Consider the following 17,360-nt stretch of genomic DNA (forward strand, 5'->3'; position numbering starts at 1 on the left):
GGTCGGTGCCGAGCCGGTCGGCGTCCACCCAGTCGGGCAGGGGTTCGGTGGAGTCGCGCCAGAGGACTGGAATGCTGTCGGCGCCCAGGTGGGCGGCGACGATGCCACCGACGATCGCGCAGGTGGTGTCCACGTCCCCGCCCGCCGAGGCGGTGGCCCACAGCGCTGCCTGGTAGTCGTCCAGGTAGCTGGCCGCGCACCAGAGCGTGAAGGGCACCGTGTCCACGGCACTGACCTGGCGGCCATTGCCCAGACGGTGGGCGGCCAGCCCCACCTGCGAGGGCTGCCTGAGCAGCTCCAACGCCTCGGCCACGCCCTCGCGAACCCGACTGGCCGGTGTCAACTCGACTACCGTACGCAGTAGTTGACGCGACTCCGGACGTCCGCCCCGGGTGCGCGCAGCGCAGGCTGCGGCCAGCGCGACCGCAACGGCGCCGGCCACGGCCTCCGGGTGAGTGTGCGTCACCTCCGCCGACCGGGCGGCCTGCCGGACGACCTCGTCCAGGTCTGCGGCGAACCAGGCGCCCAGCGGGGCGACCCGCATGGCCGCGCCGTTGCCCCAGGAGCCCTGACCCTCGAAGAGGTCACCGGCGAGCGCGCTCCACGACCCGCCCTCCCGCACCAAGCGGAGCAGACGATTGGTCGCCGCCCCGTAGCCGCGGTCGAAGTCGTGGTGCTGGGCGAAGGACTGGGCCAGTTCCCACTGGTCGATCGTGCCGCGATTACGGAGGGCGGCGAACACCGAGCAGGCCATCTCGGTGTCGTCGGTCCACGGCCAGGGCGCGGGCGGCAGCAGCCCTCCGCGCAACGCGGGCAGATTGTCGGGGACGAAGAACTGGGCGCCGAAGGCGTCTCCGACGGCCAGACCGCGAAGCGAGTCGCGGGCGGCGGTGCGATGGTCGAAGCGAGGAGGTTCCAGGGTGGTTGAGGAGTCGTCAGTCATCGGCGGCCATCCTGCCAAGCGGCCTGACCGGGCGCCAGGCAATTGCGGCCGGTGACGGCCAGACCGTGCGCGGCCTGGCCATTCGCGGCCTCGCGCATCCGCTGGTTCCGGTACCGGTCCACCGCGTCGGCGCATCCGCCGGCGGGCTTCCCCGGCACCCGCCGAGTGGCCCGCCGCCACCGCTGGGCGAGGCCCGTTTTCGCAGCTCACGACCCATATGCACCGACTAGAACGCCATCGCTCCTGCGGATTCCAGCAGGTGGGCTGCGCTGCGCTGAAACGACGGGCATACAGGGGGACATACCTTTGGAAGCATCACGACGGCGCCTGCTGTTCAGGTCCGCGGCAGGTATCGGCGGGCTGGCCGTGGCGACGGGTATCGCCTCTGCGGGTAGCGCCGAAGCGGTCACGGCGAGCGGGGTCGACTGGCTCAACGTGCGCGACTACGGCGCGGTGGGCGACGGCAAGCACGACGACACTGCGCAGATCCAGTCCGCGCTCAACGCAGTCACCGCGGGCGGGGTGGTGTACTTCCCCAACGGCGTCTACGAGATCTCCGCGCCGCTCGTAGTGACCGTGGCCGGCACGAAGCTGGTGGGCGACAAGGCATCCACCGGCTACAGCGCGGGCGGCTCCAACCAGACCACGATCGATGCCCTGCCCGGCTTCACGGGCGCTGCCATGCTGCAGGTCAGCGGCGTGCCCGACTTCGCCATGCGGGACCTGACCGTGCACGGCACCAACACCACCGGCACTACGGTCGGCGTCAGCCTGACCGGCGCCGGCTCCTGCATGATCGAGAATGTGCTGGTCGGGCGGACGGCCGGAGACGGCTTCTTTGTGCAGGGCAACAACCCGGTCGTGATGCGCCAGGTGGGCGTCTGGCACGCGGGGGCCAGTTCCGGCGCGGGTTACGGATTCAACCTCCAGGCCATCACCGACTCCTGGTACACCGACTGCCTCTCCTCCGGGTGCCAGACAGCGGGCTGGAACATCCAAGGTGGCGACAACTCGACCTGGATCGGCTGCCGGGCGGAGGACGGCCCCGGCTACGGCTTCCACTTCCACGACCGCGCCAACCTCTTCGGCGGCCTCACCTTCGTGGGGTGCAGCACCGACCTCAACGGCAAGGACGGCTTCAGGCTGGAGAACCTCTCCGGCAACGGAGCCGTCCAGCTCAACGCCTGCGAGTTCCGCCGCGACGGCAACAACGCCGGGGCGGGGACGACCATGTGCGCCGGCATCGCCGTGGTCGGCTGCGCCATCCCGGTGCTGCTGGACGGCACCACCGTGACCGCCCGTCAGGGCGACCACGGCGGGGCCGACGCACCGCACTACGGCCTGAACGTCTCCCGGTCCGTCTATGTGTCAGTCAACGGGGGCTACCTGTCCTGCGACGCCACCGGTGCGCCGGTGCAGTGGGACGGCCAGGGCGCGCTGCCCATCGGGCCGGCAGTGCTCACCGCCACGGTCAGTGCCTCGGTCCCCACCTACAACACGTCGCGTCCTTGGAACACCACGCCGAACAGCCACTTCGACCAGAGCGCCACCCAGGACACGTCCGTGCTGACGCAGACCCTCTCCGGTGCGACCTCAGGGTCCAACCCGCTGATCCACCAGTACCACCCGGCGGCCACGACCAAGGGCCTGGGTCTGCAGATCAGCGGCGAGCCGCTGATGCGCTGGGTCGTCCAGGCCGACGGCACCCAGGTGTGGGGAGGCGGCAGTACGACTCGCGATACGTCCTGGGGACGGCTCGGCCCCGCCGCCATCGGCTCCATCGACTCCGACATCGTCGCGGCCCTTCCGGGCAGGGGTCTGCGGATCGCCGAGGGCACCAACGCCAAGATGGGAACCGCCGACCTTCGGGGAACGACCGGGGTCGTCGTCAACACCACCGCCCTCACCGGCGGCTCCCGCATCTTCCTGACCGTCCAGAAGCCCGCAGGCACCGCCGGCGGAGTCGCCTACGTCTCCGCGGCGGATCCCGTCGCCGGCACCTTCACCATCAAGGGTGTGGCGGGCGACACCTCCACCGTCGCGTGGATGCTGGTCGAATCGGCCTGACCAGTGTCGGACCCTTCCACCGGGGGCGGGTTGTGCCTGGCGGCGAGCCGTTGACGGGTCTGCTTGGCGGCGTGTCGGCGCTGGATGCCGTGTTGTCGCCGCTCGGCGAAGGCGCAGCGGCCCCGACTCTGCTGTTCGCGGCGCTTGGCGGCGTCGGCGATCTGCCGGCGGATGCGGGCGTCAGCCGCCGCGCGCAGCCGGTCGAGGTCGGAGAGGATGCCGCTTGCACTGGTTGCGCCGCTGGTGGGCTCGGAACGGCTGCCGTCGTTCATGTTCATCACCCCAGGGGTGTCCGTAGTGAGTGGTCAAGCCCGACTGTCGTTCACCAAGGGACTGGACTACCGGCACACGCAGGCGGAAGGGCCTGCTGGCGGAGGGCGCGGGCCTGGGCGGAGCGCCCGGCTGACGCGTGATCAGAAACACTGTGCGAGGAGATGGGGCATCAGCCCTGCCGCAACGACCGAGGGCCCCGCTTCACCTAAGTGAAATGGGGCCCTGACCTGGGCTTGTAGCCCGTTGCGCTGGTGCGCTCAGCAGGATTCGAACCTGCAACCTCTTGATCCGTAGTCAAGTGCTCTATCCGTTGAGCTATGAGCGCCTGCCTGGCTTCCGGGCGTTTTTGCTTGCCCCGCTGCCTTGCGAGAACAACATTACACGAGCCCCGGCCTGGGGTGAAATCGGGTTTCCGGGACTGGCTGGACCCGCCCCCGAGCCCGGACCGCGCGCCGGCGAGCGACACCCCCACACCCCACACCCCGAGCGCATGGCACACCCGGAAGAGGGGCGAGTGAACGGAAAGTAAATTAAAAAAGAACCGATCAACACTCCACGGGAATGGCGCCACGCCCTGGCATAGCGTCCCCGAATGCGGAAGTCAACACCCGCCTCGTGGACATTTATCAATTTCCTGGATCTACCTTGTAAACACCTGACCCACACGCGGCATTCACATTCTGCTATGTCTACGATGGCGTCAGCAAGCCTCAGGCCAAACGCCTACCCCAGGATTTCCATGTCCAGTATATCCTCTTTGCTCCATGACGCCCCGCACTTCATCAACACGCTGACCTCGGGAAACGCCTGGCGGCAGGTTGTTCCACTCGGTCTCGCCGGGGTCATCGTCTGGGTTCTCTGGCTCTACCGCGCGGTGGTGTCGCGATTCGCCTCGCCGGTGGTCAACGATTACCGGACCTCCACATCCGTAGTGGTCCCCTCCTACCGCGAGGACCCGGAGATCCTGCTCCGCTGCCTGGAATCCTGGCGGTCGCAGAATCCCACCGAAATCATCATCGTCATCGACACCGGCGATACCGAGGCGCAGCGCCTTCTCGCCGAGGTGGACGATCCGCGACTGCGGGTCATCGTCTTCGAGCACCACGGGAAGCGTTCCGCGCTCGGGGTCGGCATCCGTGCCGCGACCAGCGAGATCCTGGTGTTCGCGGACTCGGACACGTCCTGGGAGCCGGGGCTGCTGGACGCCGTCCAGATGCCCTTCGTGGACCCGCAGATCGGCGGCGTGGGCACCCAGCAGAACGTGTACCAGCGGACCACCAGCGTCTGGCGCCGGATCGCCGACTGGCTGGTGAACCTGCGCTACTACGACTACGTCCCGGCGATGAGCCGTCAGGGCGGGGTGATCTGCCTGTCGGGCCGGACCGCGGCGTACCGCCGTTCGGTGGTGCTGCCGGTGGTGGAGCACCTGGAGAACGAGTTCTTCCTGGGGCGGCGCTGTGTCGCCGGGGACGACGGCCGGCTGACCTGGCTGACGCTGGCGTCCGGCTACAAGACGGTGCACCAGTCGAACGCGCATGCCATCTCGATGTTCCCCTCCTCCTTCCGCGCTTTTGTGAAGCAGCGGATCCGCTGGAGCCGCAACTCCTACCGCTGCTATCTGACCGCGCTGTGGAAGGGCTGGCTCTGGCGGACCCCGATGGTGTCCAGGATCACGGTGCTGCAGATCCTGCTGACACCGGTGACCATGGGCCTGACCATGGGGTTCCTCTTCTTCAGCCGCCTGGACTACACCGCTCGCGGCTGGGCCTTCGCCGCCGCCTGGCTGCTGATCGGCCGTGGCATCCGCGGCTACTCGCACCTGCGGCGCCACCCGCTGGAGATCTTCCTGCTGCCGCTCACCGCACTGACGGTGATCATGATCTCGCTGCCGATCAAGCTCTATGCCTTCGTGACCATGAACAAGCAGGGCTGGCTCACCCGCACCTCCGACTCGGTCGGCGGCCAGGGGCAGAGCGCGGCGACGCTGCAGCGGGAGGCCCCACGGGTCCTGCCGGGTTCGCAGAATCCGCCGAACCCGCAGCAGAAGGAGGCGGTCGGGGCATGACCAGCCGTACCGGAAACAGCATGCGCACCCGTCTCACCGCCACGGCACTGACCGCCACAGCACTGACCGCGCTGGCACTGGCCGCGCTGGCCGGGCCGGCCGCGGTCGGCGCCGCCGCGGACACGCCCGACAGCACCGTCCCGGTCGCCGCCGCGCCGCCGCTGGACGCGACGACCGCGGCCAAGGAGTCCGCGGTCCTCGCCGCCGAGGACCGCCGACTCTCCCAACTCCGTTCGGTCGTCTCGGTCGCGCCGCTGCACGGCGACGCCTGGAAGTCCCCGTACCGGCTGGCCACCGCCTCCGGCTACACCCTGGTGCTGACCTCGCGCAAGGCCGCGTACACCGTCGCCGATCTGCTGAAGCTCGCTCCGGAGACCTTCGTGCGGCAGGCGGACGGCTCGTACCTGCTGCTGGAGAGCATCTATGTGGACAACGGCGCGAAGCTCAACCTGACCGCGCCGGGCGGACTGACGCTGCGGATGGCCAGCAACGTCAACGGCTTCGTCAGCATCGTCGCGTTCGGCGGCTCGCTGTCCATGGTCGGCAGTGTGCAGCAGCCGCTGCGGATCACCAGTTGGGACGCCAGGACGGCCAAGCCCGACACCGATCCCACCGACGGCCGCGCCTACATCCGGGCCATCGGCGGCACCTTCACCATGGAGCATGTCGAAGCCTCCGACCTGGGCTTCTGGAGCGGGCGCACCGGGGGGATCAGCCTCACCGGCACGGACCGCCCCAACACCGGTTCCACCCAGGGCCCGACGCCCTATGTCTCGGTCCACGGCAAGGTCGCCCGCAAGGACAGCAAGGCCGCGCAGAAGCTGCAGAAGGGCAAGGACGCGGCGAAGTCCACCGACAACCTGGGCACCAGCGGCGTGGACAGCCTGCCGGCCGGCGCCATCGCCACCCCCGGCAGCCAGTTCGACGTCGGCGGCCTCTCCTATGTGTCGGCGACGATCAGCGACTCGACCATCACCGGCGACGCGTACGGCCTCTTCGTCTCCAGCGCCAACGGCGTCCAGATCTCCCGGACGAAGATCAGCGGAAGCCTGGTGGACGGCCTGGTGCTGTACCGCTTCGCCACCCAGGTGGTGCTGGAGAAGGTCGACTCCAGCCGCAACCAGGGGGACGGCTTCGTCCTGGCCCGGGCCGCGCAGGAGATCCGGATCAGCGGCTCCACCGCCAACCAGAACTCCGGCAACGGCTTCACCCTCAACGGCCAGCCGCTGGCCACCGGCCCGTCCGCCTCGGGCGGTCCGGTCGGCTCGTACGGCAACAACACCATCGCCAACAGCACCGCGAACGACAACGGGCACTACGGTGTCGAGGTGCTCGGCGGAATGAACATCAACATCGACAACAACGCCATCGCCGGCAACACCATGGGCATCGTGGTCCGCCGCGACTCGCAGAAGGTGTCGCTGGTCGGCAACATCCTGACCGCCCAGCAGCGGGAGGGCATCTCCATCCGCGACGGCAACACCGGGGCCACGGTCAGCGGCAATATCGTCACGGGCGCCCAGACCGGCATCTACCTGCGCGACTCCACCGCCGAGATCACCGGGAACACCGTCAAGGGCGCGGCCCTGCACGCGGTGACCCTGGTCGGCAAGGACAGCGGCGCCAAGGTCTCCGACAACGTCCTCAGCGGTGTGGGCACCAGCGCGGTGTCCTCGTCCCGTTCCGAGGGCAGCCGCCTGGTCGGCTCCAACGACACCATCGGCTGGCACAACACCACGCCGCTGCTGACCCGGATGCTGCGGCTGCTGCATCCGACCACGCTGGTCTGGATCGGCGTCTTCCTGCTGATCGTGGTGGCCGGGGTGAAGGGCCGTCGGACCAGGCGGATGCACACCTCCGGATCGTCCCGCGACCTGCTGGCCGGGCTGCCCTACCAGGACAAGACCCCGCTTCCGCAGGTCATCCTGGGCGAGTTGGCGACCCCGGGCAGCGAGTCCTCCGGACGGCACGCGGCGCAGCCCGCCGCGCAGGGCACCGCCCAGGCCGCCGCGCGGGGGAGCGACCGACTGGAGCCGGTGGGGTGAGTGCCGACATGAGCAGCGCACCACCGGCGACACCGCCCCCGTCCCAGCCGCCCGAGCCGGCCGGGCCGCCCAAACCGCCCAAAGTCCCCCGGCCGCCGGGGTGGTGGCGGATGCCCGCCCTGTTCGCCCTCGGCGGCGCGCTGATGGCCACCGTCGTCTGCGTGCTGGCCTTCAGCGGCGGGGGCGGCGGCCGGACGGCCGACGCGGGCAGCGGCAAGCACCACCGGAGCGCGCTGCCGACCGGGGTGCCCACCGCCGGAGCCAGCAGCTACACCGGCGGCGCGGTGAGCGAGGACCCCTCGGACGACCCGTCGGCCGACCCCTCGGCGCTGCCGTCCGCGGACGACTCGGCCGGCCCGGGTGCGGCCGGGGCGGGCGGGGCGGCGTCCTGTCCGGCCGCGACGGTCACAGTGAGCTCGTCCGGCGAGTTGGAGAACGCGCTCGCCTCGGTCACGCCCGGCGCGGTCATCGACCTCGCCGACGGCAGCTACCAGGGCCAGTTCACCGGCACCGCGGTGGGCAGCGCGGCCGATCCGGTGTACCTCTGCGGCGGGCCCGGCGCGGTGCTCGACGGCGGCGGCACCGGCAAGGGCTACGTGCTGCACATCCAGGACTCCGCCTACTGGCACCTGGTCGGCTTCACCGTCCAGAACGGCCAGAAGGGGGTGGTGCTGGACCACACCCAGCACTCCACCGTGCAGGGATTGACGGTGCGTCAGATCGGCGACGAGGCCATCCACCTGCGGGAGTTCAGCAGCGACAACCTGGTCGTCGGCAACACCGTCGAGCAGACCGGCCTGAACCGCGACAAGTTCGGCGAGGGCGTCTACCTTGGCAGCGCCAAGTCCAACTGGTGCTCGCTGACCGCGTGTCAGCCGGACCACAGCGACCGCAACACGGTCAAGGGCAACACCTTCGACCGGACCACGGCGGAGAACGTGGACATCAAGGAGGGAACCACCGGCGGTTTCATCCTCGACAACACCTTCAACGGCGACGGCATCACCACCGACGGCGGAAGCGCCTGGATCAACGTCAAGGGCAACGGCTACCTGATCCAGGGCAACACCGGCCGCAGTTCACCGAAGGACGGCTTCCAGACCCACGAGATCATCAAGGGCTGGGGCACCGGCAACACCTTCAAGGACAACACGGCGAACGTGGAAGGCCCCGGCTACGGCTTCCACCTGACCCCGGTCCTGGGCAACAAGGTCACCTGTGACAACAAGGTCCAGGGAGCCGGTCAGGGCCTGAGCAACGTGCCCTGCACGCCCTGACCAGGACCTGAGTCCGGCCCGAGAAGCAGAACCCGAAGCAGACCCAGCCCCAGAAGTGGAGATCCCCGTGTCCGCAGGCTCCGCACAGCCGCTCCGTCTCACCGTCATCGGCACCGGCTACCTCGGTGCCACCCACGCCATCTGCATGGCCGTCCTCGGCTTCGAGGTGCTCGGCATCGACGTCTCGCAGGAGAAGGTCGACCGGCTCAACGCGGGCGAGGTGCCCTTCTTCGAGCCCGGACTGCCCGAGCAGCTCGCCAAGGCCCTGGACTCCGGGCGGCTCCGCTTCAGCACCGACTACGCCGAGGCCGGCGCGTTCGGCGACCTGCACTTCCTCTGCGTCGGCACCCCGCAGAAGCCCGGCTCTGACGCCGCCGACATGACCTATGTCGACAGCGCCGTCACCTCGCTCGCGCCGTACCTCGACCGAAGAGCCCTGGTGGTCGGCAAGTCCACGGTCCCGGTCGGGACGGCGGCGCGGCTCACCGCGCTGCTGCAACGGCTCGCCCCGGCCGGGGAGCAGGTCGAACTCGCCTGGAACCCCGAGTTCCTGCGCGAGGGCTACGCGGTCGAGGACACGCTGCGTCCGGACCGGCTGGTCTTCGGCACCTCCTCGGCCTGGGCCGAGGAGCAGCTGCGCGCCGCGTTCGCCCCGGTCATCGAGGGCGGCACGCCGGTCGTGGTCACCGACCTGCCGACGGCGGAACTGGTGAAGGTCGCCGCCAACTCCTTCCTGGCCACCAAGATCTCCTACATCAACGCGATGGCCGAGGTCTGCGAGGCCACCGGCGCCGATGTGCACGACCTGGCGGCGGCCCTGGCCTACGACGACCGGATCGGCGGGCGCTTCCTCAAGCCCGGCCTCGGCTTCGGCGGCGGCTGCCTGCCCAAGGACATCCGCGCCTTCGCGCACCGCGCGGAGGAACTCGGCGTCGGCCAGGCGGTGGCCTTCCTGCACGAGGTGGACGCCATCAACCGGCGCCGCCGGGCCCGCACCGTGGACCTGGTCCGCGAGCTGGCCGGGGGCAGCCTGGAGGGGGTCAGGGTCGCGGCGCTCGGGGCGGCGTTCAAGCCCAACTCGGACGACATCCGCGACGCGCCCGCGCTGGACGTCTCGGTCAGCCTGCGCCGCGCGGGCGCGATCGTCCGGGTGTACGACCCGCAGGCGATGGACAACGCCCGCCGCAGCTACCCCGAACTCGACTACGCCGACAGCACGATGGAGGCGGCGCAGGACGCCGACGTGGTGGTGCTGCTCACCGAGTGGAACGAGTTCCGCGAGATCGAGCCCGACGCCCTGGCCGCCGTCACCGCGGGGCGCGGCATCGTCGACGGCCGCCACGCCCTGGACCCGGCCGCCTGGCGCGCCGCGGGCTGGACCTACCGCGCCCTGGGCCGCCCCTGAGGCGCGGCCCGGATCGCGGGCAGAGTGGTGGCCCGGATCGCGGCGAAGTGGTGGCCCGGGTTGCGGGCGGGGTCCCGGCACGCTGAAATCGGCGGATGACCGGTGACCGGGATGCGCGGGTGCTGTACGTCGTCGTGTGCGCCGCCGGGCCCGCCCCGGGGGTGCGGACGCTGATAGCCGCGGCCCGGGCGGACGGATGGCGGGTCTACGTCATCGCCACGCCCGGCGCCGTGGCGTTCCTGGACGTGGCCGCGATCGAGGCCGGCGGCGTGCCGGTGTTCAGCGAGTACCGGCGGCCGGACCAGGAGAAGCGGCAACCGCCCGCCGACGCGGCGGTCGTCGCGCCGGCCACCTACAACACGATCAACAAGTGGGCCGCCGGGATCGCCGACAACTACGCCCTCGGCACCCTCGCCGAACTCACCGGCCAACGGGTGCCGCTGGTCGTGCTCACCTCGGTCAACGACGCGCTGGCCGGCACCCGCGTCTTCGCCCGCAGCGTGGCCGAGCTGCGGGCCGAGGGCGTCCGCATCCTGCACCCGGCGGAGGCGGACCCCGCCTCCCCCGACTTCCCCTGGCACCTGGCCCTCGCAGCCCTGCGCTGACGGGCAGCGGACGGGCGAGGACGGCGACTACCTGCTCTTCCGACGCCGACTCGGCTGAGCAGCACGGCCCCGGAAACGACCGAGGGAGCCCGCACCCTGAGGTGCGGACTCCCTGGTCGTGCTGCGGAGGCTGGGGGATTTGAACCCCCGATGGGCGTTAAAACCCAAACCGCATTAGCAGTGCGGCGCCATAGACCGGACTAGGCGAAGCCTCCAAGCATGGATCATGACATGTCTGATGACGGTCACGACCTGCTGCATGGATGATGCCACAGCCTCGTGGGCTGCGGCCAACCGGTATCCACGTTACTAGGCGGATCGCCGCAATCGCAAAAATGAGTGTGGGATAGTGCTTGTCTGGTGAGCCTGGGGGAGGCCAGCAGACGCAGCGGCAGGTTCGGGCGGCTGCGGCAGGGATGTCAGCTAGGGAGGACGGCTCGTCGTGAGCAGCAGGCCGACCCGAGGCACTGCTCGCCTCGCAGCCATACTCGACGCGCTTCCGGACGCGTTGCTCCTGGTGAACAGCAACGGCACGGTCGTGGACGCCAACGCCGCCGCCGTGCGGAGCCTGCAGGCCCCGGGCACGTCGCTGGTCGGCATGGGCGTCCTGGACCTGCTGCCCGACTTCGACCCGAGCCGCATCCCCGGTTCCATGCGCCCGCGCACCCGCGCCGAGGACGGCACCGACGACGACGGCGGAACCCCCGTAAGGATGACCGCGCGGCGGACCGACGGGACGGTCTTCCCGGTCGAGGTCGCCGGAAACGAGTTCGAGGACGACGGCCTGCTCGGCGGCGGCCTCGGCACCACCGGCGGATCCGGCGAGAGCAGCAGGGAGGGCTACGGCCCCTACGACTCCTACGGGGGCGTGTCCCGCTACGGGTACGGCGCCAGCGGCGGCGGGAGCGCCGGGGGCGGCGCGCATCCCTCCGACCGGGAGCTGCTGCTGATCGTGGTGCGCGACCTGTCGGCCCGGCTGGAGGTCGAGGCCGAGCTGCGGCGCCAGCACAAGCAGACCGAGATGATCCTGCGCGCCGCCGCCGAGGGCGTGCTCGGCGTGGACATCGAGGGCCGGGTGGTCCTGGTCAACCCGGCCGCCGCGCACATCCTCGGCTACCGGGCCAGCGAGCTCGGCGGCCAGGAGCTGCTGCCGCTGGTGCAGCACTCCAAGGCGGACGGCACCCCGCAGCCCGCCGAGGAGTCGCCGCTCGCGGACACCCTCGCCTCGGGCCGCAAGCACCGGGTCCGCACGGCGGTGCTGTGGCACAAGGACGGCCGCCCGGTGCACGTGGAGCTGTCCACCGCCCCGGTGCGGGACGGCGACCAGCTGGTCGGCGCGGTGATGACCTTCACCGACCGCACCTCCTACCTGGCCCTGGCCGCCCGGCACGAGCACCTCACCGCCGTGCTGCGGGAGGAGCTGGACGAGCCGCTGACCCGGCTGCAGGGCACCCTGGAGCGGCTCGCCGCCGATCCGGCGGGCCAGCTGTGGCCGGAGGCCAACTGGGTGCTGCGGCGGCTCGCCGCCGACTGCGCCCGCACCTCCCGGCTGGTCGACGGGGTGCTGTCGTACCAGCGCTTCGACGCCTCGCTGGACGCCGGACGGGAGAGCCTGGAGCGCCGGCCGGTCGGTCTCGACAAGGTGGTGCAGCGGGCGGTCGCGGCGGCGACCGAGCTGATCGGCGAGGACCGGGTGCGGTTCGCGGTGCACCCGTCCGAGGTCGAGGTGATCGCGGACCAGGAACGGCTGGCACAGGCCCTCGGCCATCTGATCGCGGACGTCGCGGCGACCGGGACGTCCGGTGCGAGCGAGGGCGGGAACGGGCTCTACGGGATGGCCGTGGGCGTCGCCTCCGGTCTGTCCGGCACGCCCGCGCAGGGGCCGACCGTGGTGATAGCGGCGGCGCAGCGGGGCCCGGTGGCCCGGATCGAGGTCCGCGGGCCCAGCGCGGGCGGGAGCCCGGTGCACCTGCCGATAGCGCGCGGCATGGTGGAGCGGCACGGCGGCGTGCTGCAGTCCCACGAGCTGCCCGGCAAGCAGGGCCGGACCTATGTGGTGGAGCTGCCGCTGGACCCGGCGACCGCCGGGGCGGCGGCCGAGCGGGCCGCGGCGGCGGCGCGGGAGGGCAGCCGGGTCCGGGAGAACGACACCGCGATGCTGCCCGAGCTCCCGGGCCTGGACGGCCAGCCCCCGGCCCCCGGCCAGGGCGGCGGAGCGCCCGGCGGCGGCGCTGCCGACAGCGACGCGAGCAACGGCGGCAACGGCGGCCAGGGGACCGGCGGCGGCCGTTTCGGCGCCCCCGGTACGGGCGGCGAAACCGGCGCTGGAACGGCCGTTGGCGGTGCCCAGGGCGGCGGCAGCGCCGGGGGCGCCTCGCTGCCCGCGGCCCGGCGCAGTGCCGAGAGCCTGGCCGAGGCGAAGCCGGAGACGCCCGCCCAGGGCATCGACCGCTCGCGGCGGCGGCGCGCGCTGCCCGCCCCCGAGGTGGTCCGCCCGCCGCGCGCGGTGCTGGAGGCACAGCAGCAGGAGCAGCAGGAGCGCCAGCAGGCCCAACAGGCCCAACAAGCAGCACAGGAGCAGCACGGGCAGCAGCCGCAGCCGGGGCTGGGGACCAACGGGTTCCCCGGCCTGATCGGCGGCCCGGTCTACCCCGGGCTCGAGCACGCGCTGCCGCCCGCCGGGAGCAGGATCGATACTCCTGCCCCCGCCCAGCCGGAACTGGGCTCCCCGAGCGGTCGCCGCCGACGGCTGGCCATCCCGCCGGGCGACGACCAGCCCAGCGGCCCGCTGGCGCTGGAACCGGTGGGCGGCAGCACCGGAAGCGGCAACACCGGCGCCGCCGGCCAGGTGGTGGTGCCCGCGCAGCAGACCCAGGAGCAGGGCTCGGGCCCGGCCGCGCTGCAGCCGGTGGCCCTGCAGTCGATCCCGGCCGCCGCGCCCTTCGGCGGCCGTTTCGGACCCGACGGCGGCGGCAGCACTCCTCCCGGCGGCGCCCCCGCCGACAGCACCGGCAGCGGCACCGGCACGGCCACCGTCCGCGCGCTGGGCGCGAGCGCCGACGCGCGCGCGCTGGCGCCCGCCGCCCCGTCCGCGCCGGCGCCCGGGAACGCCGATGCGAACGGGGAGGGAGTCGGCACCGAGAGCCGTCTTGAGTTCATCGCCGGGGCGGACTACCCGACCATGGTCGCCCCGGCCGCCGACGGCCGTCCGCGACGGCTGCTGGTGTGGCCGGAGCCGGATCCGTCGACCCGTCAGGCGCTGCAGGACCGGGGCTACCGCCCCGTCATCGTCCGTACCAGGGAAGAGGTCGAGGGGCAGGTCGCCGGGTTCCCCGCGGCGCTGTTCGTGGACCCGCTGACCGGCCCGATCACCCGGACCGCGCTGCAGACGCTGCGCACCGCGGCCGGGGACGCCAATGTCCCGGTGCTGGTGACGGCGGGTCTGGGGCAGGCGACCAGGGAGGCCGCGTACGGGGCCGACCCGGCCGTGCTGCTGCGTGCGCTCGCCCCGCGCGACAGCGAGCGGCACGCGCCCCGGGTGCTGCTGGTGGAGCAGGACCCGGACGTCGCGGCGGCGTTCACGGCGACGCTGGAGCGGCGCGGGATGCACGTGGTGCACGCGCTGAGCGAGAACGACGCGGTGGAGAAGGCCGGCAGCGTCCAGCCGAACCTGGTGGTGATGGACCTGATGCTGATCCGCCGCCGCCGGGTCGGCATCGTGGACTGGCTGCGCGACAACAACCAGCTGCACCGCACCCCGCTGGTCGTCTACACCTCCGTCGACGACGGCGGCGACGGCACCGACGGGTCGCGGCAGAACTCGCGGCTGCGCTCCGGCGAGACGGTGCTGTTCCTCGCCGAGCGCTCGACCAGCGCGGAGGTGCAGGCCCGGATAGTGGACCTGCTGGGCAAGATCGGCTCCCTGGGCGGCTGACCCCGCAGGGCCCGCCGCCCAGGCCGCTCCGCGCTGCCGCCGCCTACTCCCCCTTGCCGAGGGTGGTCACGTCGAGGCCGCCCTCGGCGTAGGCCCTGCGGATGACCTTCTTGTCGAACTTGCCGACCGAGGTCTTCGGCACCGCCTCGACGACGCTCCAGCGCTCCGGCAGCTGCCAGTGGGCGATCCTGGTGGCCAGGAAGGCGCGGAGCTCGGCGAAGCCGGCCGTGGCGCCCGGGCGCAGCACCACGGTGACCAGGGGCCGCTCGCCCCACTTCTCGTCGGGCACGGCGACGACCGCGGCCTCCAGCACGTCCTGATGGGCCATCAGCTCGTTCTCCAGCTCGACCGAGGAGATCCACTCGCCGCCGGACTTGATCACGTCCTTGGCCCGGTCGGTGAGGGTGAGGAAGCCCTCCGGGCTGATGGTGCCGACGTCGCCGGTGCGCAGCCAGCCGTCCTCGCTGAACTTGTCGCCGGTCTCCGGCGGGTTGTTGGCGCCGCCGTAGTAGGCGGCGGCGATCCAGGGGCCGCGGACCTCGATCTCGCCCGCGGACTCGCCGTCGTGCGGCAGCGGCGTGCCGTCCGGGCCGATCACCCGGGGCTCGACCGAGGCCGGGAAGCGGCCCTGGGTCAGCCGGTAGGGCCACGCCTGCTCCGGGGTGAGGCCGCCGGGCGGGATGGCGACGCTGCCGAGCGGCGAGGTCTCGGTCATGCCCCAGGCGTGTATCACGTTGATGCCGTGGCGCTCCTCGAACGCCTTCATCAGCGCCGGCGGGCAGGCCGAGCCGCCGATGACCACCCGGCGCAGGGCGCTGGTGTCGTAGCTGCCGGGGTGGGCGTCGAGCTCGTCCAGCAGACCGGTCCAGATGGTGGGGACGGCGGCGCTGAAGGTGGGGTGCTCGGCGGTGATCATCGCGGCCAGCGGCTGCGGCTGCAGGAAGCGGTCGGGCATCAGCAGCGAGGTCCCGGCCATGAACGCGGCGTAGGGGATGCCCCAGGCGTTGACGTGGAACATCGGCACCACCGGCAGCACCTTGTCGGCGCTGGTCAGCCCGAAGCTCTCGGCCGAGAGCACCTGCATGGAGTGCAGGTACATGGAGCGGTGCGAGTAGGCGACGCCCTTGGGGTCGCCGGTCGTGCCGGAGGTGTAGCAGAGCGCGCCGGCCGTGCGCTCGTCCAGGTCCAGCGGGTAAGGGAAGCTGGTCGGACGGTCCGCGATCAGTTCCTCATAGCCGTGCACGCTGCCGGTGAAGCCGTCCAGCGCGGAGCGGTCGCCGTCGCCGACCACCACGATGTGACGCAGCGTCGGACGCAGCTGCGGCAGCAGCGGGGCGAGCAGCGCCAGCACGCTGCAGTTGGCGATGATGGTGTGGTCGGCGGCGTGGTTGATGATGAACGACAGCTGCTGCGGGGGCAGCCGCAGGTTGAGGGTGTGCAGCACCGCGCCCATGGACGGGATGGCGAGGTACGCCTCCTGGTGCTCGGTGTTGTTCCACATCAGGGTCGCCACCCGCTGGTCCGCGGTCACGCCCAGTTCGTCGCGCAGTGCGTGGGCGAGCTGCGCGGCCCGGGCGCCGACCTCGGCGAAGCTGCGGGCGACGGCCTTCTCGCCGTCCCAGGTGGCCACGGTGGACCTGCCGTGGAAGGTGGAGCCGTGGGCGAGGATGCGCCCGACGGTGAGCGGGACGTCCTGCATCGTGCTGAGCACCTGGGTCCTCCTTGACCGGGAGCGGACGACTGTACTACCCGACTACCTGCCGGTAGCAGCGTTGCTGAGAGGTGATTCTGTCGCCCGGGAGAGACCGTGTCAGTAGTTGGGCCCGCTCTCCGTCCGTTTCGGTGAACCGGGCGGGCGCACAGGACCTAGTGGACCAGGGCGACCGGGGCGTCCACCGCGTTGCGGTCGATGTTCATGGTCACCCCGCCGTGGGTCTCCCTGGTGTTGCCGACGAACTGGTGCACCCGGCGGTGCCCGGTCCACAGGCTGCCGCTGAGCGCGCGGTAGCCGTCGGTACTGGCGCGGTTGTCCCAGCGGGCGTACCAGAGCACGTCCGGCAGGTCGGTGGCGGCGGCGCGGGCGCTGCGCTTGAGCGCAGCCGAGGCGATGTCGGCGATACCGGTGTCGGCGCTGCTGTAGAAGCCCGCCAGGTAGCCGGCCGCGCGCACGGCGCGGGACCAGGCGGCGGTGTACTGCAGCACGGCGAGGGTGCAGCTCGAACCCCGGTCGTAGGACTCCATGTCCAGGTAGAGCGGACTGCCGGGGGTGAGCGCCAGCGCGCTCGCGTCCTTGACCGCGTCCTTGCCCTCGCTGGCGCCCTGGGCCAGCGCGCGGGCCGCGCTGATCCGGGCCGTCCTGCTCTTCGCCGGGAGGCACGGGGCCTGCGAACCGACGTAGAGCGGCAGCAGCCGCCAGCCGATGGCGGTGGCGGAGCGGGTCCAGCTCGCGGTGAGCAGCGGCTGGGCGCAGCCGCGGTTGTTCCCGCCGATGTAGATGCCGAGGGCCCGGTACGGGGAGGCGGTGTGCCAGGCGCGGAGGCTGGTGAGGCTGGGCGCGGCGCAGGTGTCGAACGCCTGGCCGGTGAAGATCTGCGGCGTCCGGGCGGCGGCACCGGCCGCGCCGTTGAGCGTCGCCGCGAGGCAGACGAGTGAGAGCAGGGCGGCAACAACTGCCGTACGGAGAGTAGTCACATGCGATCGTGACCGTTATATCCACTATCGTCCTATTAGCCACGCCACGGTAACG

Annotated in this window: 10 protein-coding genes, 2 tRNA genes and 1 pseudogene; 7 read left to right on the forward strand and 6 right to left on the reverse strand. The window is 71.7% G+C overall.

From position 1 onward, the window contains the following. Window positions 1–25: 25 nt before the first annotated feature. A pseudogene (locus ACEZDG_RS16795) lies at window positions 26–943 on the reverse strand (ADP-ribosylglycohydrolase family protein); the annotation flags it as partial. Window positions 944–1,309: 366 nt separating this feature from the next. Between ACEZDG_RS16795 and ACEZDG_RS16800 the strand changes: the two are divergent. Next, entirely contained in the window at window positions 1,310–3,010 is a 1,701-nt protein-coding gene (locus ACEZDG_RS16800) for a right-handed parallel beta-helix repeat-containing protein (protein ID WP_380509534.1), read from the forward strand. Here the strand turns inward: ACEZDG_RS16800 and ACEZDG_RS16805 are convergent. Together ACEZDG_RS16805 and ACEZDG_RS16810 are read right to left on the reverse strand one after the other, a co-directional pair. Further along, window positions 2,911–3,282, reverse strand: coding sequence for a hypothetical protein (locus ACEZDG_RS16805; RefSeq protein ID WP_380509538.1), 372 nt, complete (start codon window positions 3,280–3,282; stop codon window positions 2,911–2,913). The genes ACEZDG_RS16800 and ACEZDG_RS16805 overlap by 100 nt on opposite strands. A 250-nt stretch (window positions 3,283–3,532) precedes the next feature. Beyond that, window positions 3,533–3,608: transfer RNA gene (locus tag ACEZDG_RS16810), tRNA-Arg, on the reverse strand. A 414-nt stretch (window positions 3,609–4,022) separates the two neighbouring features. Between ACEZDG_RS16810 and ACEZDG_RS16815 the strand changes: the two genes are divergently transcribed. From ACEZDG_RS16815 to ACEZDG_RS16835, 5 genes are all read left to right on the forward strand, one after another. Continuing rightward, window positions 4,023–5,348, forward strand: coding sequence for a glycosyltransferase family 2 protein (locus tag ACEZDG_RS16815; protein WP_380509541.1), 1,326 nt, complete (start codon window positions 4,023–4,025; stop codon window positions 5,346–5,348). Next, window positions 5,345–7,393, forward strand: a complete 2,049-nt coding sequence (locus ACEZDG_RS16820) for a right-handed parallel beta-helix repeat-containing protein (protein WP_380509544.1) — start codon at window positions 5,345–5,347, stop codon at window positions 7,391–7,393. Before ACEZDG_RS16815 ends, ACEZDG_RS16820 begins: the two co-directional genes overlap by 4 nt. 8 nt (window positions 7,394–7,401) lie before the next feature. Further along, window positions 7,402–8,670, forward strand: coding sequence for a hypothetical protein (locus tag ACEZDG_RS16825; RefSeq protein WP_380509547.1), 1,269 nt, complete (start codon window positions 7,402–7,404; stop codon window positions 8,668–8,670). A gap of 67 nt (window positions 8,671–8,737) precedes the next feature. Beyond that, entirely contained in the window at window positions 8,738–10,075 is a 1,338-nt protein-coding gene (locus tag ACEZDG_RS16830) for a UDP-glucose dehydrogenase family protein (protein WP_380509550.1), read from the forward strand. Between the two features lie 95 nt (window positions 10,076–10,170). Then, a complete protein-coding gene (locus ACEZDG_RS16835; RefSeq protein WP_380509553.1) occupies window positions 10,171–10,680 on the forward strand; it encodes a flavoprotein in 510 nt (169 codons plus the stop codon). Between the two features lie 124 nt (window positions 10,681–10,804). On the opposite strand, the gene ACEZDG_RS16840 is transcribed toward ACEZDG_RS16835, so the two are convergent. After that, a tRNA-Ser gene (locus tag ACEZDG_RS16840) sits at window positions 10,805–10,895 on the reverse strand. Between the two features lie 227 nt (window positions 10,896–11,122). Here ACEZDG_RS16840 and ACEZDG_RS16845 point away from each other — a divergent pair. Next, window positions 11,123–14,614 carry a hybrid sensor histidine kinase/response regulator gene (locus tag ACEZDG_RS16845; RefSeq protein ID WP_380509556.1) on the forward strand — a complete coding sequence of 1,164 codons (3,492 nt, stop codon included), beginning with the start codon at window positions 11,123–11,125 and terminating at the stop codon, window positions 14,612–14,614. 43 nt (window positions 14,615–14,657) lie between these two features. Here ACEZDG_RS16845 and ACEZDG_RS16850 read toward each other — a convergent pair whose 3' ends face one another. Then, a complete protein-coding gene (locus ACEZDG_RS16850; protein ID WP_380509559.1) occupies window positions 14,658–16,325 on the reverse strand; it encodes a long-chain fatty acid--CoA ligase in 1,668 nt (555 codons plus the stop codon). A gap of 155 nt (window positions 16,326–16,480) precedes the next feature. After that, window positions 16,481–17,305: a DUF1906 domain-containing protein gene (locus tag ACEZDG_RS16855; protein WP_380509562.1), complete on the reverse strand. Its 825-nt coding sequence runs from the start codon at window positions 17,303–17,305 to the stop codon at window positions 16,481–16,483. Window positions 17,306–17,360 lie beyond the last annotated feature (55 nt).

Source organism: Streptacidiphilus alkalitolerans (genome assembly GCF_042511045.1).
Taxonomy (GTDB): domain Bacteria; phylum Actinomycetota; class Actinomycetes; order Streptomycetales; family Streptomycetaceae; genus Streptacidiphilus; species Streptacidiphilus alkalitolerans.